Raw genomic sequence first — 14,952 nt, 5'->3', positions numbered from 1 at the left:
GGAAGAGCGGATTTCTCAGACGGCTGACTTGTTGCAGTCCCTTGAAAGATCCATTCGCGATCTGCGCCAAGCAGCGGAAGAACTGCGCCAGCAGATTGGTGCCGGGGAGGATGCAGACCTTGCCGGAGCAGGCAAGCAACTGGGGCAGCTAGAGGGGCTGATCCGAAGTTGTCAGAAAGTGGAGACAAGCTTTGTCGAACAACATCACAGACAAGCCGGAATTGCCCAAGGAGGGTATGCGATCGACCTTGAGCGCGCTCGATTTGAAATCGGGTGCAGGTTGGCTCGCCTCCGCAGATGCTGCGGTTCGGGAGAGATTTCTGAGTGAGATCGGGGAGGGGGGGCTGTGTGCCCTCCCTTTCCTGTTTGAGTTTTGGGCGCTGCCGCATCAGTTGCCGCCCGAGAGTGATTGGCGATGCTGGGTGATCATGGGCGGACGTGGCGCGGGCAAGACACGGGCTGGATCCGAATGGGTGCGGTCGATGGTCGAGGGGGCAAAACCGCTGGATCGGGGTGAGGCCCGCCGTGTGGCTTTGGTTGGAGAGACCTTCGATCAGGTGCGCGATGTCATGATTTTTGGTGACAGCGGGATATTGCGATGTTCGCCCCCAGACAGGCGACCCAGTTGGAAGGCATCTGAACGCAAGTTGATCTGGCCCAATGGGGCCGAGGCACAGGCATTTTCGGCACATGATCCCGAAGGGTTGCGGGGACCCCAGTTCGATGCAGCTTGGGTGGATGAGCTGGCCAAATGGAAAAAGGCCGGGGAAACCTGGGATATGCTGCAATTTGCGCTGAGATTGGGTGAGCGGCCGCGGGTCTGCGTGACGACCACGCCGCGGAATGTGAAGGTTTTGAAAAAGTTGCTGGCGTCACCTTCAACGGTGCAGACGCACGCGCCGACCGAGGCGAACCGGGCAAATCTGGCCGCATCGTTTCTGGACGAAGTGCGCGCGCGCTATGCAGGCACGCGGCTGGGACGGCAGGAGTTGGATGGCGTATTGCTGTCGGATGCCGAGGGGGCGCTCTGGACCGGTTCGATGCTCGAGGCGGCACGGTGCGCGCAGGTGCCCGAATTGGACCGCATCGTGGTGGCGCTGGATCCTGCTGTGACGGCCGGTTCAGATGCGGATGCCTGCGGGATCGTGGTCGTGGGCGCTCAGGTGCAGGGGCCGCCCGAGGAGTGGCGCGCCTATGTGCTGGCCGACCGAACGGTTCAGGGCGTCGGCCCAGCTGGTTGGGCGCAGGCGGCGATTGACGCAATGGATGAGTTCGGGGCCGAGCGTCTGGTGGCCGAGGTCAATCAGGGCGGGCAGCTTGTAGAAGAGGTGGTGCGGCAGGTGGACCCTCTGGTGCCCTATCGCGCGGTTCGGGCCTCCCGCGGCAAGGTCGCCCGGGCCGAGCCTGTGGCGGCGCTGTACGAACAGGGGCGTGTGGCGCATGTCTCGGGGTTGGATGCGCTGGAGGAACAGATGTGCCAGATGACCGCGCGGGGGTTCGAAGGGCAGGGCTCGCCCGACCGGGTCGACGCGCTGGTCTGGGCGCTGCATGAGTTGGTTGTGGGGCCTGCGGGGGTGTATCGGTGGCCTAGGGTTCGGAGTTTGTGAGCGAAGAAAATAGGCGGAGAGCGGCGGTTAAAAGGCTGCTCGCGGTCTGAAGTGACGTAACCAGAGAATTATGCTATGGACAAACCCTTTGCGGCCACAGGGTCGGGAAGGGAATTCCTAATGTCTACAAAAGACAAAAACTTCACCGGCTCAATTCCAGACATTTATGATGAATTCCTAGTTCCGTTGATTTTCGAATCTTATGCCTCAGACATGGCAAAGAGAGTCGCTGATGCAAAACCCAAAGCTGTTTTGGAAACTGCAGCGGGCAGCGGCGTAGTAACACGCGCGTTGGCCCCGCTGCTGAGCGACGGAATTCGTTATGTCGTTACTGATTTGAACCAACCGATGCTGGACAGAGCGTCAACGCAGCAGCCGAACGCCGATCAATTGGAATGGAGGCAGGCAGATGCGTTGGCGTTGCCCTTTGAGGCAAGTACCTTTGACGTTGTGTGCTGTCAATTTGGAGTGATGTTTTTTCCTGACAAAGTAGCAGGCTACAAGGAAGCCCTTCGCGTTTTGAAGGATGGCGGGTGTTTTATCTTCAATGTCTGGGACAGTATCGAAGAGAACGAGTTTGCGCATAGCGTGACGAAGACGGCATCTCGTTTTTTCCCGGAAGACCCCCCAGTGTTTTTAGCAAGAACACCCCATGGGCACGGCAATATTGGTCCAATTGTCGATGATCTAAAGGAAGCTGGTTTTACTGATATTGAAACATTGACAATTTCCGAGCAAAGCCGAGCGAGCACCCCCCAAGCTCCGGCAGTGGCTTATTGCCAGGGGACACCGCTAAGAAATGAGTTGGAAGAACGTGCTGCGGGCTCATTGGCTGAGATTACAGACGCGGCAGCAGCTGACATCGAAAAGCTGTTTGGTAAAGGGCCGGTGTCCGGCAAAATTCAGGGGCATGTATTTCTTGCGAGACCGTAAACCGAAATTGGTTTTTCCACGTACTCTGTTCGCTTCTGCGTTGTGAACTAGTAAGAATTCCAACCCGTTGCCCACCCCCCGTACGCCCCATTCCCGAGGCTTAAACTTCTTTCCGTCATAACTCCTTTCAACAAGCCGGGCAGTGCGGCGGCAGAAAGGAGCACAGATGGTATTCGATTTCTTGCGTCGTGGATCGGCTGGCGAGGCGCCCGAGGTGAAGGCGAGCGCGGCGGGGCCTGTGGTGGCGTGGCAGACGGGTGGGCGCGTGGCGTGGAGCCCTCGGGATGCGGTATCGCTGACGCGGACGGGGTTTTCGGGGAACCCGGTGGGGTTTCGCTCGGTTAAGTTGATTGCCGAGGCGGCGGCGGCATTACCACTGGTGTTGCAGGACCAGGCGCAGCGCTATGATGTACATCCGATCCTGAGCCTCATGCGTCGTCCGAATGCGGCGCAGGGGCGGGCGGAATTGATGGAGGCCTTGTTCGGGCAGTTGCTGCTGTCGGGCAATGCCTATGTCGAGGCAGTGCAGGCCGAGGAAGGCCTGCCGGTTGAGTTGCATGTGTTGCGATCCGACCGGATGAGCGTGGTGCCCGGCGCAGACGGGTGGCCCAAGGCGTATGATTACGCGGTCGGTGGCAAAAAGCACCGGTTTGCGGCGGAAAACATCTGTCATATCAAATCGTTCCATCCGCAGGATGACCATTACGGGTTCTCGCCGATGCAGGCGGCGGCGATGGCTATTGATGTGCATAACAGCGCGTCTCGGTGGTCGAAATCGCTGTTGGACAATGCGGCGCGGCCTTCGGGGGCGCTGGTCTGGAAAGGCGATGGCCATGGGGTGATGACCGAGGATCAGTTCCGGCGTCTGTCAGACGAGATTGAGCAGAACTATCGCGGGGCGCGCAATGCTGGCCGTCCGATGGTTCTGGAAGGGGGGCTGGATTGGAAGCCGATGGGCTTTTCCCCTTCGGACATGGAGTTTCAAAAGACCAAGGAAGCCGCCGCCCGCGAGATCGCGCTGGCCTTTGGGGTCCCGCCAATGTTGCTGGGAATTCAGGGCGACGCGACCTATTCGAACTATCAGGAGGCCAACCGGGCGTTTTATCGCCTGACCGTTCTGCCCCTGGTGACGCGGGTGGCGGCGGCAGTGTCAGAGTGGCTCTCGGGCTTTTCTGGCGAGGATTTGATGCTGAAACCCGATCTGGATCAGGTGCCCGCGTTGGCTACCGAACGTGATGCGCATTGGACCCGCGTCAGTCGTGCCGATTTCCTGACAGATGCCGAGAAGCGGTCTTTGCTGGGGTTGCCGGCACTGGCGGAGGATGCGGATGGCTGAAGGGTATCCGCCATTCGATTGCGCGCCGGGCTTGCGTCTGGCTGCGCATGAACGGGTGGCCGAGATTCAGCATGCGCACCTGTGCAAACGGTTGGATCAGATCGAAGAAATGATGGAGCGGTTAGAGCGCCGGTTGTGGCTGACGGTCTACGGTGTGGCCGCAGTGATCCTGGCACAGGCGTTTCAGTCGTTTTTGTCGGTAACGCCATGAGTTCAGAGGCTTACGAGGAGTTGTTGATGGAACTAGAGCATAAGTTTGCGCGATTTGGCGATGGGCTGTCTGTGTCTGAGGATGCAGTCATCGAAGGCTATGCCAGTCTGTTCGGTCAGGTCGATCAGGGCCGTGATGTGGTGCAAAAAGGCGCCTATCGCGCATCACTGGATGGGCTGGTGAAGGCTGGTCAGCGGGTTAAAATGCTGTGGCAGCACGACCCGGCGCAACCAATCGGCGTTTGGGACGAAGTGCGCGAAAACGATAAGGGCCTATGGGTCAAGGGACGTCTGCTGGAAAGCACACAAAAGGGTCGCGAGGCGGCGGAGTTGATCCGGGCGGGTGCCATGGACGGTCTGTCGATTGGCTATCGCACTAAGCGAGCCGTGAAGAATGACAAGGGCCAGCGGGTCCTGACGGAACTGGAGCTGTGGGAGGTGTCGCTTGTGACTTTCCCGATGCTGCCCAGTGCGCGGGTGGCGGCAAAGGGGGCGATCCTGGATGCCGAAGAAACCCTGCGCAGTATTGCCGAGGTGTTCAACGACGCCCGGCAGGAGCTGGCGCGACCCTAGCGCGCCTCAAACCCACCCAAGAATGGAAGTGCTGATGAGCAAGACCGAGACCCCGGCCTTGACCGGAGAGGGTGCGCCCCTGGTTCAGGAGGTGAAGCAGGCGATGGCTGGCTTCGTGAATGAATTCAAGGGCCTGAAGGCTGAAGTGAAAACCAAACTGCAACAGACAGAAGAGCGACTGACTATGCTGGATCGTAAATCAACCATCGCGGCACGCCCGCATCTTGCTGCCTCGATCACCGAAGGCGCACCGCACCAAAAGGCTTTTGACGCTTATGTGCGTTCGGGTGACGATGACGGCCTGCGTGGGCTGGATATGGAGGCCAAGTCGCTGACCAGTGCGGTCAACAGCGATGGCGGTTACCTAGTTGATCCGCAAACCGCCGAGATCATCAAATCGGTGCTGAAATCCACCGCCTCGATCCGTTCGATCGCCTCGGTCGTGAATGTCGAAGCGAACTCGTTCGACGTGCTGATCGACCACACCGATGTGGGTGCGGGATGGGCGGATGAGGCCTCGAACGCGAACGAGACTGCGACTCCATCGATTGACCGCATCTCAATCGCGCTGCACGAGTTGAGCGCGCTGCCCAAGGCCTCGCAGCGCCTGTTGGATGACAGCGCCTTTGACGTCGAAGGTTGGCTGGCCGGTCGTATCGCTGACAAGTTTGCCCGCGCCGAGGCGTCGGCGTTTATCAGTGGCGATGGTGCCGACAAGCCGAAGGGCATTTTGGATCACGCCAAAGTCGACAATGACGTCTGGAATTGGGGCAATATCGGCTACGTTCCGACCGGCATTGATGGCGGTGTTGAGGCGGATGCCATTGTTGATGTTGTCTATGCGCTGGGCGCGCAGTACCGGGTCAATGGTACTTTCGTGATGAATTCCAAAACTGCCGGCCTGATCCGTAAGTTGAAAGACAGTGATGGTCGCTTCCTGTGGTCTGACGGACTGGCCGCCGGTGAGCCCGCGCGCCTGATGGGTTATCCGGTGCTGATTGCCGAGGACATGCCGGATGCAGCCTCTGACAGTTTCTCGATCGCTTTTGGTGATTTCCAGGCAGGATACACCATCGCCGAACGCCCCGATCTGCGCGTTCTGCGCGACCCGTTCAGCGCCAAACCACACGTCCTGTTCTATGCGACCAAACGCGTCGGCGGCGACGTGAGCGACTTTGCCGCAATCAAACTGGTGAAATTCGGCACTGCCTAAGCGGTGGCGGATCCGGGGGGCTGGGTAACCGGCCTCTCGGGCGGCGGGTACGGGCCGGGGTGAGATCCTCTGCGTTGTCTAGCTGCTCCCCTCCGTCCGAGCAACGTGGGGCGGCGCGTGCCTGCCAATTTCCTGAAGTGACGACCCCCGGAGGGGGCCGAGATTGCGGAGTGAATGGATGATGTTGATCGAAGAAACCGCCATCGCGGATGCGGCGTTGCCGGTAGATCAGTTCAAGGCGCATCTGCGTCTGGGCACGGGCTTTGCCGAGGGCAGTGTGCAGAACGAGGTGCTGAACGGTTTCCTGCGGGCGGCGATCGCTGCGATCGAGGCGCGCACCGGCAAGGTGCTGATTGAACGCGAGTTTTCTTGGAGCCTGAGCGAATGGCTCGATGCTGCAGGCGAGGTGCTGCCGGTAACCCCGGTGGTGACAGTGGGCGCGGTGACAATCCGCGATGCGGCGGGTTTGGAAAGCACAATCGCGCCCGATGCCTATCGGCTGGAACAGGACAGCCAGCGCCCCAGGCTGCGCCCAAAGGGCGCAATGTTGCCGAACATTGCGACAGGCGGCTCGGTGAAAATCACCTTTGCTGCAGGGATGTCGGCAGATTGGGGTGGGCTACCTGCTGATCTGGGTCAGGCAGTTTTGTTGCTGGCCGCGCATTACTACGAATACCGCGACGAGACTGCTTTGGGTGCTGGATGTATGCCCTTTGGCGTAACCAGCCTGATCCAACGCTATCGCGTCGTGCGCTTTGGCGCAGGGGTGACGCAATGAAGGCGCCGCGATTGAACCGAAAGCTGGTTCTCGAAGCGCCAGTCCGAACTGCCGACGGCGCAGGTGGGTACATCGAAACATGGGCCTCGTTGGGTACGGTTTGGGCTGAAGTCACTGCACGCAGCGGGTCCGAGCGTCAGGTGGCCGGGGTGCCAGTTTCGCGCGTGGGTTACCGCATCGTTGTGCGGGGTACGCCCGAGGGGTCATTGATGCGCCCGTCGCCGGACCAGCGTTTTGCCGAAGGCATACGGCGTTTTGTTATTCGCGCGGTCGCCGAGCGTGACCCGCGTGGCCAGTACTTGACCTGTTTCGCGGACGAAGAGGTGGCGGCATGAGCTATGGCGTTTCAGCGGCTTTGCAGGCGGCGGTGTATCAGCAGCTTTCAGGCGATACGCAGGTCAGCACGCTGTCGGGCGGCGCGATCTATGACGCGGTGCCGGCAGGGGCGGTGCCCCAGACTTATGTGACGCTGGGCCCGGAAGAGGTGCGGAATGCCTCGGACCGATCGGGCGCTGGTGCCCTGCATCGGTTCACGGTGTCGGTGATGTCCGAGGCCGCCGGGTTTGGCGCAGCCAAGGCCCTTGCGGGGGCGGTGTGCGATGCGCTTGAGGGTGCAGCACTGACCCTGGATCGCGGGCGACTGGTGGGGCTGTGGTTCGAACGCGCCTCGGCCCGCCGCACGGGAACCGGCGGTGCCATCCGCCAGATCGACCTGAGATTCCGCGCCCGCGTGGAAGACGACTAAGCAATCAACGGAGAGAACATATGGCTGCCCAGAACGGAAAAGACCTGTTGGTCAAAGTGGATATGAACGGCTCGGGCCTGTTCGAGACCATCGCGGGGCTGCGGGCCACGCGGGTCAGTTTCAACGCAGAAAGTGTGGATGTCACCAGCCTGGAAAGTCAGGGTGGTTGGCGCGAGCTGTTGTCGGGGGCAGGGGTGAAGTCCGCTGCGATCTCGGGTTCGGGCGTATTCAAGGATGCAGGCACCGACGAACGCGCACGACAGCTGTTTTTTGACGGTGAGACACCGAACTTTCAGGTGATCATTCCCGATTTCGGCATCGTTGAAGGCGCGTTTCAAGTCACCGGCATCGAATATGCGGGGTCGCACAATGGCGAGGCGACTTATGAGATGAGCCTGGCCAGCGCCGGCGCTTTGGCCTTCACGGCACTGTAATCCTATGGCCAATCCGTGGACGGGCGAGGTGGCATTGACCATCGATGGAGAGCGGCGGGTGCTCAAGCTGACGCTGGGCGCTTTGGCAGAATTGGAACAGGAGCTAGGCACCGGGTCTTTGGTGGAACTGGTTCAGCGATTCGAAGGCGGGACCTATTCCAGCGGAGATGTGCTGGCATTGATCGTGGCCGGGCTGAGAGGCGGGGGCGCCGATGTCGCCCGATCGGATCTGCTGCGGGCCGAGATCGATGGCGGGCCGATGGCTGGCGCCAAGGCTGCGGCTGAACTGCTGGCACGGGCCTTCATGGTACCGGGTGGCGCATGAGCGGGTTCGACTGGCCCGCCCTTATGCGGGCCGGTTTCGTCGGCCTGCGCCTGACGCCGGATCAGTTCTGGCGTCTGACACCGGCTGAATTGCGACTGATGTTGGGGCAAGGGGTCGGGATGCCAGCGATGAACCGGGCGGGGTTGGACGCTTTGCTGGCGGCCTATCCGGACAAGCAACAAGGAGAGCGTGATGACGGATCGTGACGGGTTGGATGACCTGCAGGAACGGGGTGAGGCGCTGGGCGACTCGTTGGGGGATGCGGCGTCGATGGCTGCGGCATTCGACAATCAGATGAAGCGGATCAGCGCAGCCTTTGAAGAAACCGGCAAGGACGTCGCCACGTTGGAGCGCGGCATGTCCGGCGGTTTGCGCAAGGCATTTGACGGCGTGGTGCTGGACGGCATGAATCTGTCGGATGCGCTGGATGTGCTGAAGAACTCGATGATCCGCACGGCCTATTCGGCGGCGATCAAGCCTGTGACCGATCACTTTGGCGGCATGCTGGCCAATACGGTTGGTGGTCTGGTGCAGGGAATTTTGCCCTTTGCCAATGGCGGCAGCTTTTCGCAGGGCCGGGTGATGCCCTTTGCCAATGGCGGTGTGGTCAGCGGCCCAACGACATTTCCGATGCGGGGCGGCACCGGACTGATGGGCGAGGCCGGCCCCGAGGCGATTATGCCTCTAGCGCGCGGGCCAGATGGCAAGTTGGGCGTGCGGACATCCGGCGGAGGGCGCGCAGTGAACGTGGTGATGAATATCACAACGCCGGACGTGCAGGGGTTCAGACGCAGTCAGGGTCAGATCGCCGCTCAGATGAGCCGCGCCTTGGGTCGCGGCAATCGCAACAGGTAACACGAGGGAGCAGGTGATGAATTTCCACGAAGTCAGATTTCCCGCCAGCCTGAGCTTTGGCTCGGTTGGTGGTCCCGAACGGCGCACAGATATCGTGACGCTGGCCAACGGGTTCGAAGAACGCAACACGCCCTGGGCGCATTCCCGTCGCCGCTATGACGCCGGGCTGGGGATGCGATCATTGGACGATATCGAGACGCTGGTTTCGTTTTTCGAAGCCCGTCAGGGGCAGATGTTCGGTTTTCGTTGGAAAGACTGGTCGGATTACAAGTCCGGGGCTGCGACAGCGGACGTGGCAATGGATGATCAGGTCATTGCTCGTGGTGACGGTACAAGCACCGAGTTTCAGCTGGTCAAAACCTACAGCTCGGGCGGGTTCAGCTATGTCCGCCCAATCGTCAAACCGGTTTTGGGTACCGTGCGGATCGGTTTGGAACAGGATCAAATGCGCGAAGGCGTAGATTTTGAAGTGGATCTAAACAGCGGTCTGATCACGTTTACTGCGCCGCCGCCTGAAGAGGTGGAAGTCACCGCCGGGTTTGAGTTTGACGTCCCGGTTCGTTTTGACACCGACAAGATTCAGACCAGTGTCGCTAGTTTTCAAGCGGGCGACGTACCCAACGTTCCAGTGGTCGAGGTACGTGTCTGATGAGCGGTGATAAGCAAGGGTTGCACACCCATCTGCAAACAGGGTTGACCACAACCTGCCGATGCTGGGCGATCCGGCGTGAGGACGGGCAGGAATACGGTTTCACCGATCATGACATGGAACTGAGCTTTGACGGGATGACCTTCAAGGCCAGCACGGGCCTGACGGCCACGGCTATCGAACAAGCCACCGGACTGTCCGTCGACAACTCTGAGGCCATGGGGGCCTTGTCCGATGCTGCGGTCACAGAAGAAGACATCGAAGCGGGTCGGTTCGACAATGCTCAGGTCCGGGCGTGGCTGGTCAACTGGGCCAGGCCTGAACAGCGTTTTCTGCAATTCAAAGGCTCGATCGGTGAGATGCGCCGCGCAGGTGGTGCATTTCACGCCGAATTGCGCGGTTTGACTGATCTGCTCAACCGACCGATGGGCAGGGTTTACCAGAAACCTTGTACGGCAGTTCTGGGGGACGGTGATTGCAAGTTCAATCTCGGCGCGCCAGGGTATCAGGCCGAGGCTGAAGTGGTCGCTTTGATTGCCGGCACTGTCCTGCAATTGAAAGGGGCAGAAGCACCGGATGAAGCCTGGTTCAGGCGGGGCAGATTAGATGTTTTGTCCGGTCGGGCAACTGGGTTGTGGGCCGCAATCAAACAGGACGACCGGATCGTAGGTGGGCGCAATGTTACGCTTTGGTCCGGGATCAGCGGCGGCCTGGCCGTCGGGGACCGGGTAAAGCTGACAGCCGGGTGCAACAAAAGTATGCACACCTGCCGGAAAAAATTCAATAACATCATCAACTTTCAGGGGTTTCCTGACCTGCCCGGTGAAGACTGGGTAATGGCGGTGCCCAAGCAAGGCAATCCCAACACTGGGGGAAGCAGACGATGAGCGGCCATAGGCAGGGTATTGTCGACGAGGTGCGGGGCTGGTTGGGAACGCCTTACGTGCATCAGGCTTCGGTCAAAGGGGTGGGTACGGATTGTCTGGGCCTTGTGCGTGGTGTGTGGCGCGCGCTGCTGGGGTACGAACCCGAAACGGTGCCGAGCTATAGCATGGACTGGTCTGAGCCGCAGGGCGAAGAGCGCATGTGGGCAGCGGCCCGCCGTCACCTGATCGAAAAGAACCCCAGTTCTGCGAAGGCGGGCGATGTTTTGTTGTTCCGTATGCGCGATGGGCGTGTTGCCAAGCATGTAGGTATCGTCAGCGAAACCGCACCCGCGCTTCGGTTTATTCACGCCTATTCCGGCTACGGCGTCGTCGAAAACACGCTGAGTGATCCCTGGCGCCGCCGGGTGGTCGCCTGTTTTGAATTCCCGCTGGAGGATATGTGATGGCTACAATAATTCTGTCTGCGGCAGGAGCTGCGGTCGGCGGAGCGATTGGCGGCACTGTTGCGGGGCTGTCGACCGCAGTGATCGGCCGCGCCATTGGGGCAACGCTGGGCCGGGTCATCGACCAGCGGTTAATGAGCCAGTCGGTCATGGGCGGTGGCAGCGAAGTGGTCGAAACCGGGCGCTTGGACCGTTTCCGCCTGACCGAATCCGGAGAGGGTTCTCCGGTCGCTAAGGTTTTCGGGCGTATGCGGGTGGGTGGTCAGGTTATCTGGGCGTCGGATTTTCTGGAAACCAAAAGCACAAGCACAACCTCGCAGGGTGGCGGAGGTGGCAAGGGATCTCCGAAATCGTCCGAGGTCACAACAACCACGCACAGCTACAGCTATTCGATTTCTCTGGCCATTGCGGTAGGGGCGGGACAAATTTCGGACGTCCCGCGCATTTGGGCTGATGGAGAGGAACTGGAGCTCTCAACCCTGAACATGCGTATCTATCGGGGGAACGACCATCAATTGCCGGACCCTCTGATCGAAGCCATTGAGGGCGCGGGCAACGTTCCGGCCTATCGTGGCACGGCTTATGTTGTGATCGAAGGTTTGCAACTGGCGCCGTTTGGAAACAGGGTGCCGCAATTTTCATTCGAAGTCGTACGTCAGGAACAGCCGGGATTGCCGGATACGCCGGATGCCCTGTTCAAGACCATCCGGGGCGTTGCCCTGATGCCGGGCACCGGTGAATATGCGCTGGCCAGCGAACAGATCAATTACACAAAAGGGCGTGGGCAAAGCTGGGCGGCGAATGTCAACTCTGCCTCGGGGAGGCCGGACCTGGTGACTTCGACCCGGGCGCTGCAACGTGAGTTGCCTTCCTGCGAGGCGGCCTCTTTGATCGTGTCGTGGTTTGGCGATGATTTGCGGTGCGGGCAATGTCAAATTCAGCCCAAGGTTTTGCGCAAAGACATCGAAGGCAAGAACATGCCCTGGCGCGTGGCAGGTGTGACCCGACAGACCGCCCAAGCTGTCAGGTACGAAAATGACCGCCCCGTCTATGGCGCAACCCCTGCGGATCAATCCGTAGTTCAGGCAATCTGGCATATGAAAAGTATTGGCAAACGGGTTATGTTTTATCCGTTTATCCTGATGGATCAATTGCAAGGCAACGGTTTGCCAGACCCGTGGTCGGATGCACCCAACCAGCCGCATTTGCCTTGGCGGGGGCGCATCACGCTTAGCACCGCACCCGGTAGAAAAGGATCACCGGATAAAACGGCGACGGCCGACGCGCAGGTGGCCGCGTTCTTTGGACACGCACGCGCCAGTGACTTTGCCGTTGGCGATGGCGAAGTGACCTATAGCGGCCCTCAGGAATGGGGTTTGCGCCGCTTCATTCTGCATTATGCGGCATTGTGTAAAGCTGCTGGAGGGGTGGAGTCTTTTTGCATCGGTTCCGAAATGCGCGGGCTGACCCAAATCCGAGGTCTGACCGGCTTTCCAGCAGTTTCCCAAATGCAAGCCTTGGCCGCCGAAGTGCGCGAAATCTTGGGGCCAGGCACAAAAATCGGGTACGCATCGGATTGGAGCGAGTATTTCGGCTATCAGCCGAATGATGGAACCGGGGACCGTTATTTTCACCTTGATCCACTGTGGGCAGATGAAAACATCGATTTCGTCGGTATCGACAATTACATGCCCCTGTCGGATTGGCGGGATGGTGAGGATCACGTGGATCTGAAGGCCGGCACAGACGCGATCTATGACCTCGACTACCTTCGAGGCAATATCGAAGGCGGAGAAGGCTATGACTGGTATTATGCCTCGCCGGAAGAGGCCGAAGCCCAGATAAGAACGCCGATCACGGATGAGGAGCATGATGAGGCATGGGTCTGGCGTTACAAGGACCTTCGCAATTGGTGGTCGAACCGGCATCACGAACGCATTGGCGGTGTACGTCAATCGAACCCGACCGATTGGGTGCCTAACTCAAAACCTATCTGGTTTACGGAACTGGGTTGCGCGGCCATCGACAAAGGAACCAATCAGCCGAACAAGTTTCTTGACCCGAAATCCTCGGAATCCAGCCTGCCGAAATACTCTTCCGGTCGGCGCGATGATTTCATGCAGGTGCAGTACTTGAAAGCGATGTATGGCTACTGGTCTGATCCGGCAATCAACCCGCTTTCGGATCAATATGATGGTCACATGGTTGATATGGCGAACGCCTATGTTTGGGCATGGGATGCGCGTCCGTTTCCAACGTTTCCGAACCTGCGAAGCCAGTGGAGCGACGGGGCGAACTATCCCCGAGGTCATTGGTTGAATGGACGGTCAGGCACGCGGACTCTGGCCTCTGTGGTCACTGAAATCTGCCACGGTGCCGGAGTAACGGACATCGACGTGTCGCGTCTGGATGGCGTCGTACGGGGCTATCTGGTTCAAGATGTCTCTAGCGCGCGCGCTGCATTGCAGCCCTTGATGCTGCGTTATGGGTTTGATGCGATTGAACGGGATGGTGTGCTGCTGTTTCAGATGCGCGACGGTCGCAAGGTGGTCGGATTGGATACAGACGATCTGGCAGACAGCTCTGATATCGAAGGCCGCGTGGAATATCGCAGAGAAGCCGAGGCCGAAATGACAGGCCGCGTTCGGTTGCGCTTTGTACAATCGGACGCCGATCATGATGTAGTGTCTGAAGAAGCCATCTTGCCGGGCACTCGAACGCATTCGGTGGCCGTGAACGAGATGCCTCTATCGCTGACACGGGCCGAAGGCCGCCAAACCGCTGAACGCTGGCTAAGCGAGGCGCGAGTCTCACGCGAGACAGCGCGCTTTGCATTGCCGCCGTCGATGTTGCATCTGGGGGCGGGTGACGTCGTGAGCCTGACCAAAGACGGGCAGAGTGCACGCTATCGCATCGACCGGCTAGAGCAGGCCGATCTGCAACTGGCCGAGGCAGTGCGCATCGAACCCGGCGTCTATGCGCCATCTGATCTGCCTGACGATCAAGTTTCGATCAAACCCTTTGTGGCACCGGTTCCTGTTTTGCCTGTGTTCCTGGATTTGCCGCTGCTGACCGGGTCCGAAGCCCCACATGCCCCATACCTTGCTACTTCGGCCAACCCATGGCCCGGCAGTGTTGCCGTCTATTCGGCGGCCAGTGACGAAGACTATGCTCTGCAAGAGGTGATCTCGGGGCAAGCGATAATTGGATTTACCGAAACCCCGCTGAGACGGGCAAGCGCCGGTGTCTGGGATGAAGGAACGCCGCTGCGCGTCAATCTGGTTGATGGCCTGCTGGAATCGCGCCCTCGGGATGCGTTGCTGAACGGGGCCAATCTGGCCGCGATCGGTGATGGAACACCCGGCAATTGGGAGCTGTTCCAATTCGCCGACGCCACGCTGCAAGAAACGGGCATCTATACATTGTCCGGTCGCTTGCGCGGTCAGCTTGGGACGGATGCGATCATTCCCGATGTCTGGCCCGATGGGTCGATGTTCGTCCTGTTGGATCAGCGTGTTTACCAAACCGGCTTGTTGCGGTCCGAGCGGCGCGTGAGCAAGCACTACCGCATTGGTCCGGCAACGCGCGGGTATGATGACCCGTCCTATGTACATCTTGTCGAGGCGTTCGACGGCAACGGGTTGCGCCCATACACACCAGTGCATCTGAAGGCGATGGGAACAGCCGCAGGTGATCAACTGTCGTGGATACGTCGAACCCGGCTGGATGGGGACGATTGGGCGGGGATCGAGGTTCCGCTGGCCGAGGAAAGCGAATCCTACCTTCTGCAAATACGAACCAACGGGACCCTGGTACGGGAACAGATCGTGAGCGTTCCAAACTGGACCTACACGTCAGCAATGAAAGCAGACGATGGGATCAACGGGCCATATGAAGTCCACATTGCACAGGTTTCAGCCAGCTACGGGCCGGGACTATTCGCCCGAGTAGCAGTCGGGTGATC

General features: G+C 59.7%; 17 protein-coding genes. All 17 read left to right on the top strand.

Features of this window, described 5'->3' with window-relative positions; all coding sequences use genetic code 11:
- Positions 1-236: 236 nt before the first annotated feature.
- The 17 genes from ACR0JB_RS07150 (at position 237) to ACR0JB_RS07070 (ending at position 14,950) form a co-directional block, all read left to right on the top strand.
- Positions 237-1,607 carry a DNA-packaging protein gene (locus tag ACR0JB_RS07150; RefSeq protein ID WP_480789798.1) on the top strand — a complete coding sequence of 457 codons (1,371 nt, stop codon included), beginning with the start codon at positions 237-239 and terminating at the stop codon, positions 1,605-1,607.
- 120 nt (positions 1,608-1,727) lie between these two features.
- Positions 1,728-2,540, top strand: a complete 813-nt coding sequence (locus ACR0JB_RS07145; RefSeq protein WP_170396211.1) for a class I SAM-dependent methyltransferase — start codon at positions 1,728-1,730, stop codon at positions 2,538-2,540.
- 166 nt (positions 2,541-2,706) lie between these two features.
- Positions 2,707-3,876, top strand: a complete 1,170-nt coding sequence (locus tag ACR0JB_RS07140; protein ID WP_480789776.1) for a phage portal protein — start codon at positions 2,707-2,709, stop codon at positions 3,874-3,876.
- Positions 3,869-4,087 carry a GTA head formation protein, RCAP_rcc01685 family gene (locus ACR0JB_RS07135; protein WP_058280601.1) on the top strand — a complete coding sequence of 73 codons (219 nt, stop codon included), beginning with the start codon at positions 3,869-3,871 and terminating at the stop codon, positions 4,085-4,087. Before ACR0JB_RS07140 ends, ACR0JB_RS07135 begins: the two co-directional genes overlap by 8 nt.
- Positions 4,088-4,113: 26 nt before the next feature.
- Positions 4,114-4,659 (top strand): HK97 family phage prohead protease, encoded by a 546-nt coding sequence (locus ACR0JB_RS07130; protein WP_480789775.1) that lies wholly within the window; start codon positions 4,114-4,116, stop codon positions 4,657-4,659.
- Positions 4,660-4,693: 34 nt separating this feature from the next.
- Entirely contained in the window at positions 4,694-5,872 is a 1,179-nt protein-coding gene (locus ACR0JB_RS07125; protein WP_480643928.1) for a phage major capsid protein, read from the top strand.
- 178 nt (positions 5,873-6,050) lie between these two features.
- Entirely contained in the window at positions 6,051-6,650 is a 600-nt protein-coding gene (locus tag ACR0JB_RS07120) for a head-tail connector protein (RefSeq protein ID WP_170505537.1), read from the top strand.
- On the top strand, positions 6,647-6,985 hold the full coding sequence (locus tag ACR0JB_RS07115; protein ID WP_170505540.1) for a phage head closure protein: 339 nt from the start codon (positions 6,647-6,649) through the stop codon (positions 6,983-6,985). Before ACR0JB_RS07120 ends, ACR0JB_RS07115 begins: the two co-directional genes overlap by 4 nt.
- Positions 6,982-7,395, top strand: coding sequence for a DUF3168 domain-containing protein (locus ACR0JB_RS07110; RefSeq protein ID WP_170505544.1), 414 nt, complete (start codon positions 6,982-6,984; stop codon positions 7,393-7,395). The genes ACR0JB_RS07115 and ACR0JB_RS07110 overlap by 4 nt, the downstream gene beginning before the upstream one ends.
- Before the next feature lie 20 nt (positions 7,396-7,415).
- Positions 7,416-7,829 carry a phage major tail protein, TP901-1 family gene (locus ACR0JB_RS07105; RefSeq protein WP_058280596.1) on the top strand — a complete coding sequence of 138 codons (414 nt, stop codon included), beginning with the start codon at positions 7,416-7,418 and terminating at the stop codon, positions 7,827-7,829.
- Between the two features lie 4 nt (positions 7,830-7,833).
- Positions 7,834-8,154: a gene transfer agent family protein gene (locus ACR0JB_RS07100; protein WP_170505546.1), complete on the top strand. Its 321-nt coding sequence runs from the start codon at positions 7,834-7,836 to the stop codon at positions 8,152-8,154.
- Complete coding sequence (locus ACR0JB_RS07095) at positions 8,151-8,360, top strand: rcc01693 family protein (protein WP_170505549.1); 210 nt, start codon at positions 8,151-8,153, stop codon at positions 8,358-8,360. Before ACR0JB_RS07100 ends, ACR0JB_RS07095 begins: the two co-directional genes overlap by 4 nt.
- A complete protein-coding gene (locus tag ACR0JB_RS07090) occupies positions 8,347-9,009 on the top strand; it encodes a phage tail tape measure protein (protein ID WP_170349055.1) in 663 nt (220 codons plus the stop codon). Before ACR0JB_RS07095 ends, ACR0JB_RS07090 begins: the two co-directional genes overlap by 14 nt.
- A 16-nt stretch (positions 9,010-9,025) precedes the next feature.
- Complete coding sequence (locus tag ACR0JB_RS07085) at positions 9,026-9,658, top strand: DUF2460 domain-containing protein (protein WP_170375798.1); 633 nt, start codon at positions 9,026-9,028, stop codon at positions 9,656-9,658.
- A complete protein-coding gene (locus tag ACR0JB_RS07080; protein WP_170358971.1) occupies positions 9,658-10,545 on the top strand; it encodes a DUF2163 domain-containing protein in 888 nt (295 codons plus the stop codon). Before ACR0JB_RS07085 ends, ACR0JB_RS07080 begins: the two co-directional genes overlap by 1 nt.
- Positions 10,542-10,988, top strand: coding sequence for an NlpC/P60 family protein (locus tag ACR0JB_RS07075; protein WP_170396194.1), 447 nt, complete (start codon positions 10,542-10,544; stop codon positions 10,986-10,988). The genes ACR0JB_RS07080 and ACR0JB_RS07075 overlap by 4 nt, the downstream gene beginning before the upstream one ends.
- The gene (locus tag ACR0JB_RS07070) at positions 10,988-14,950 is read left to right on the top strand and encodes a baseplate multidomain protein megatron (RefSeq protein WP_170396192.1); all 3,963 of its coding nucleotides are present in this window, start codon (positions 10,988-10,990) and stop codon (positions 14,948-14,950) included. Before ACR0JB_RS07075 ends, ACR0JB_RS07070 begins: the two co-directional genes overlap by 1 nt.
- The last annotated feature ends 2 nt before the right edge of the window (positions 14,951-14,952 follow it).

The organism is Ruegeria sp. BI7, from assembly GCF_056537925.1.
Note: the sequence above shows the minus strand (reverse complement) of the source record. Positions and strands in the feature narration are given on the sequence as shown.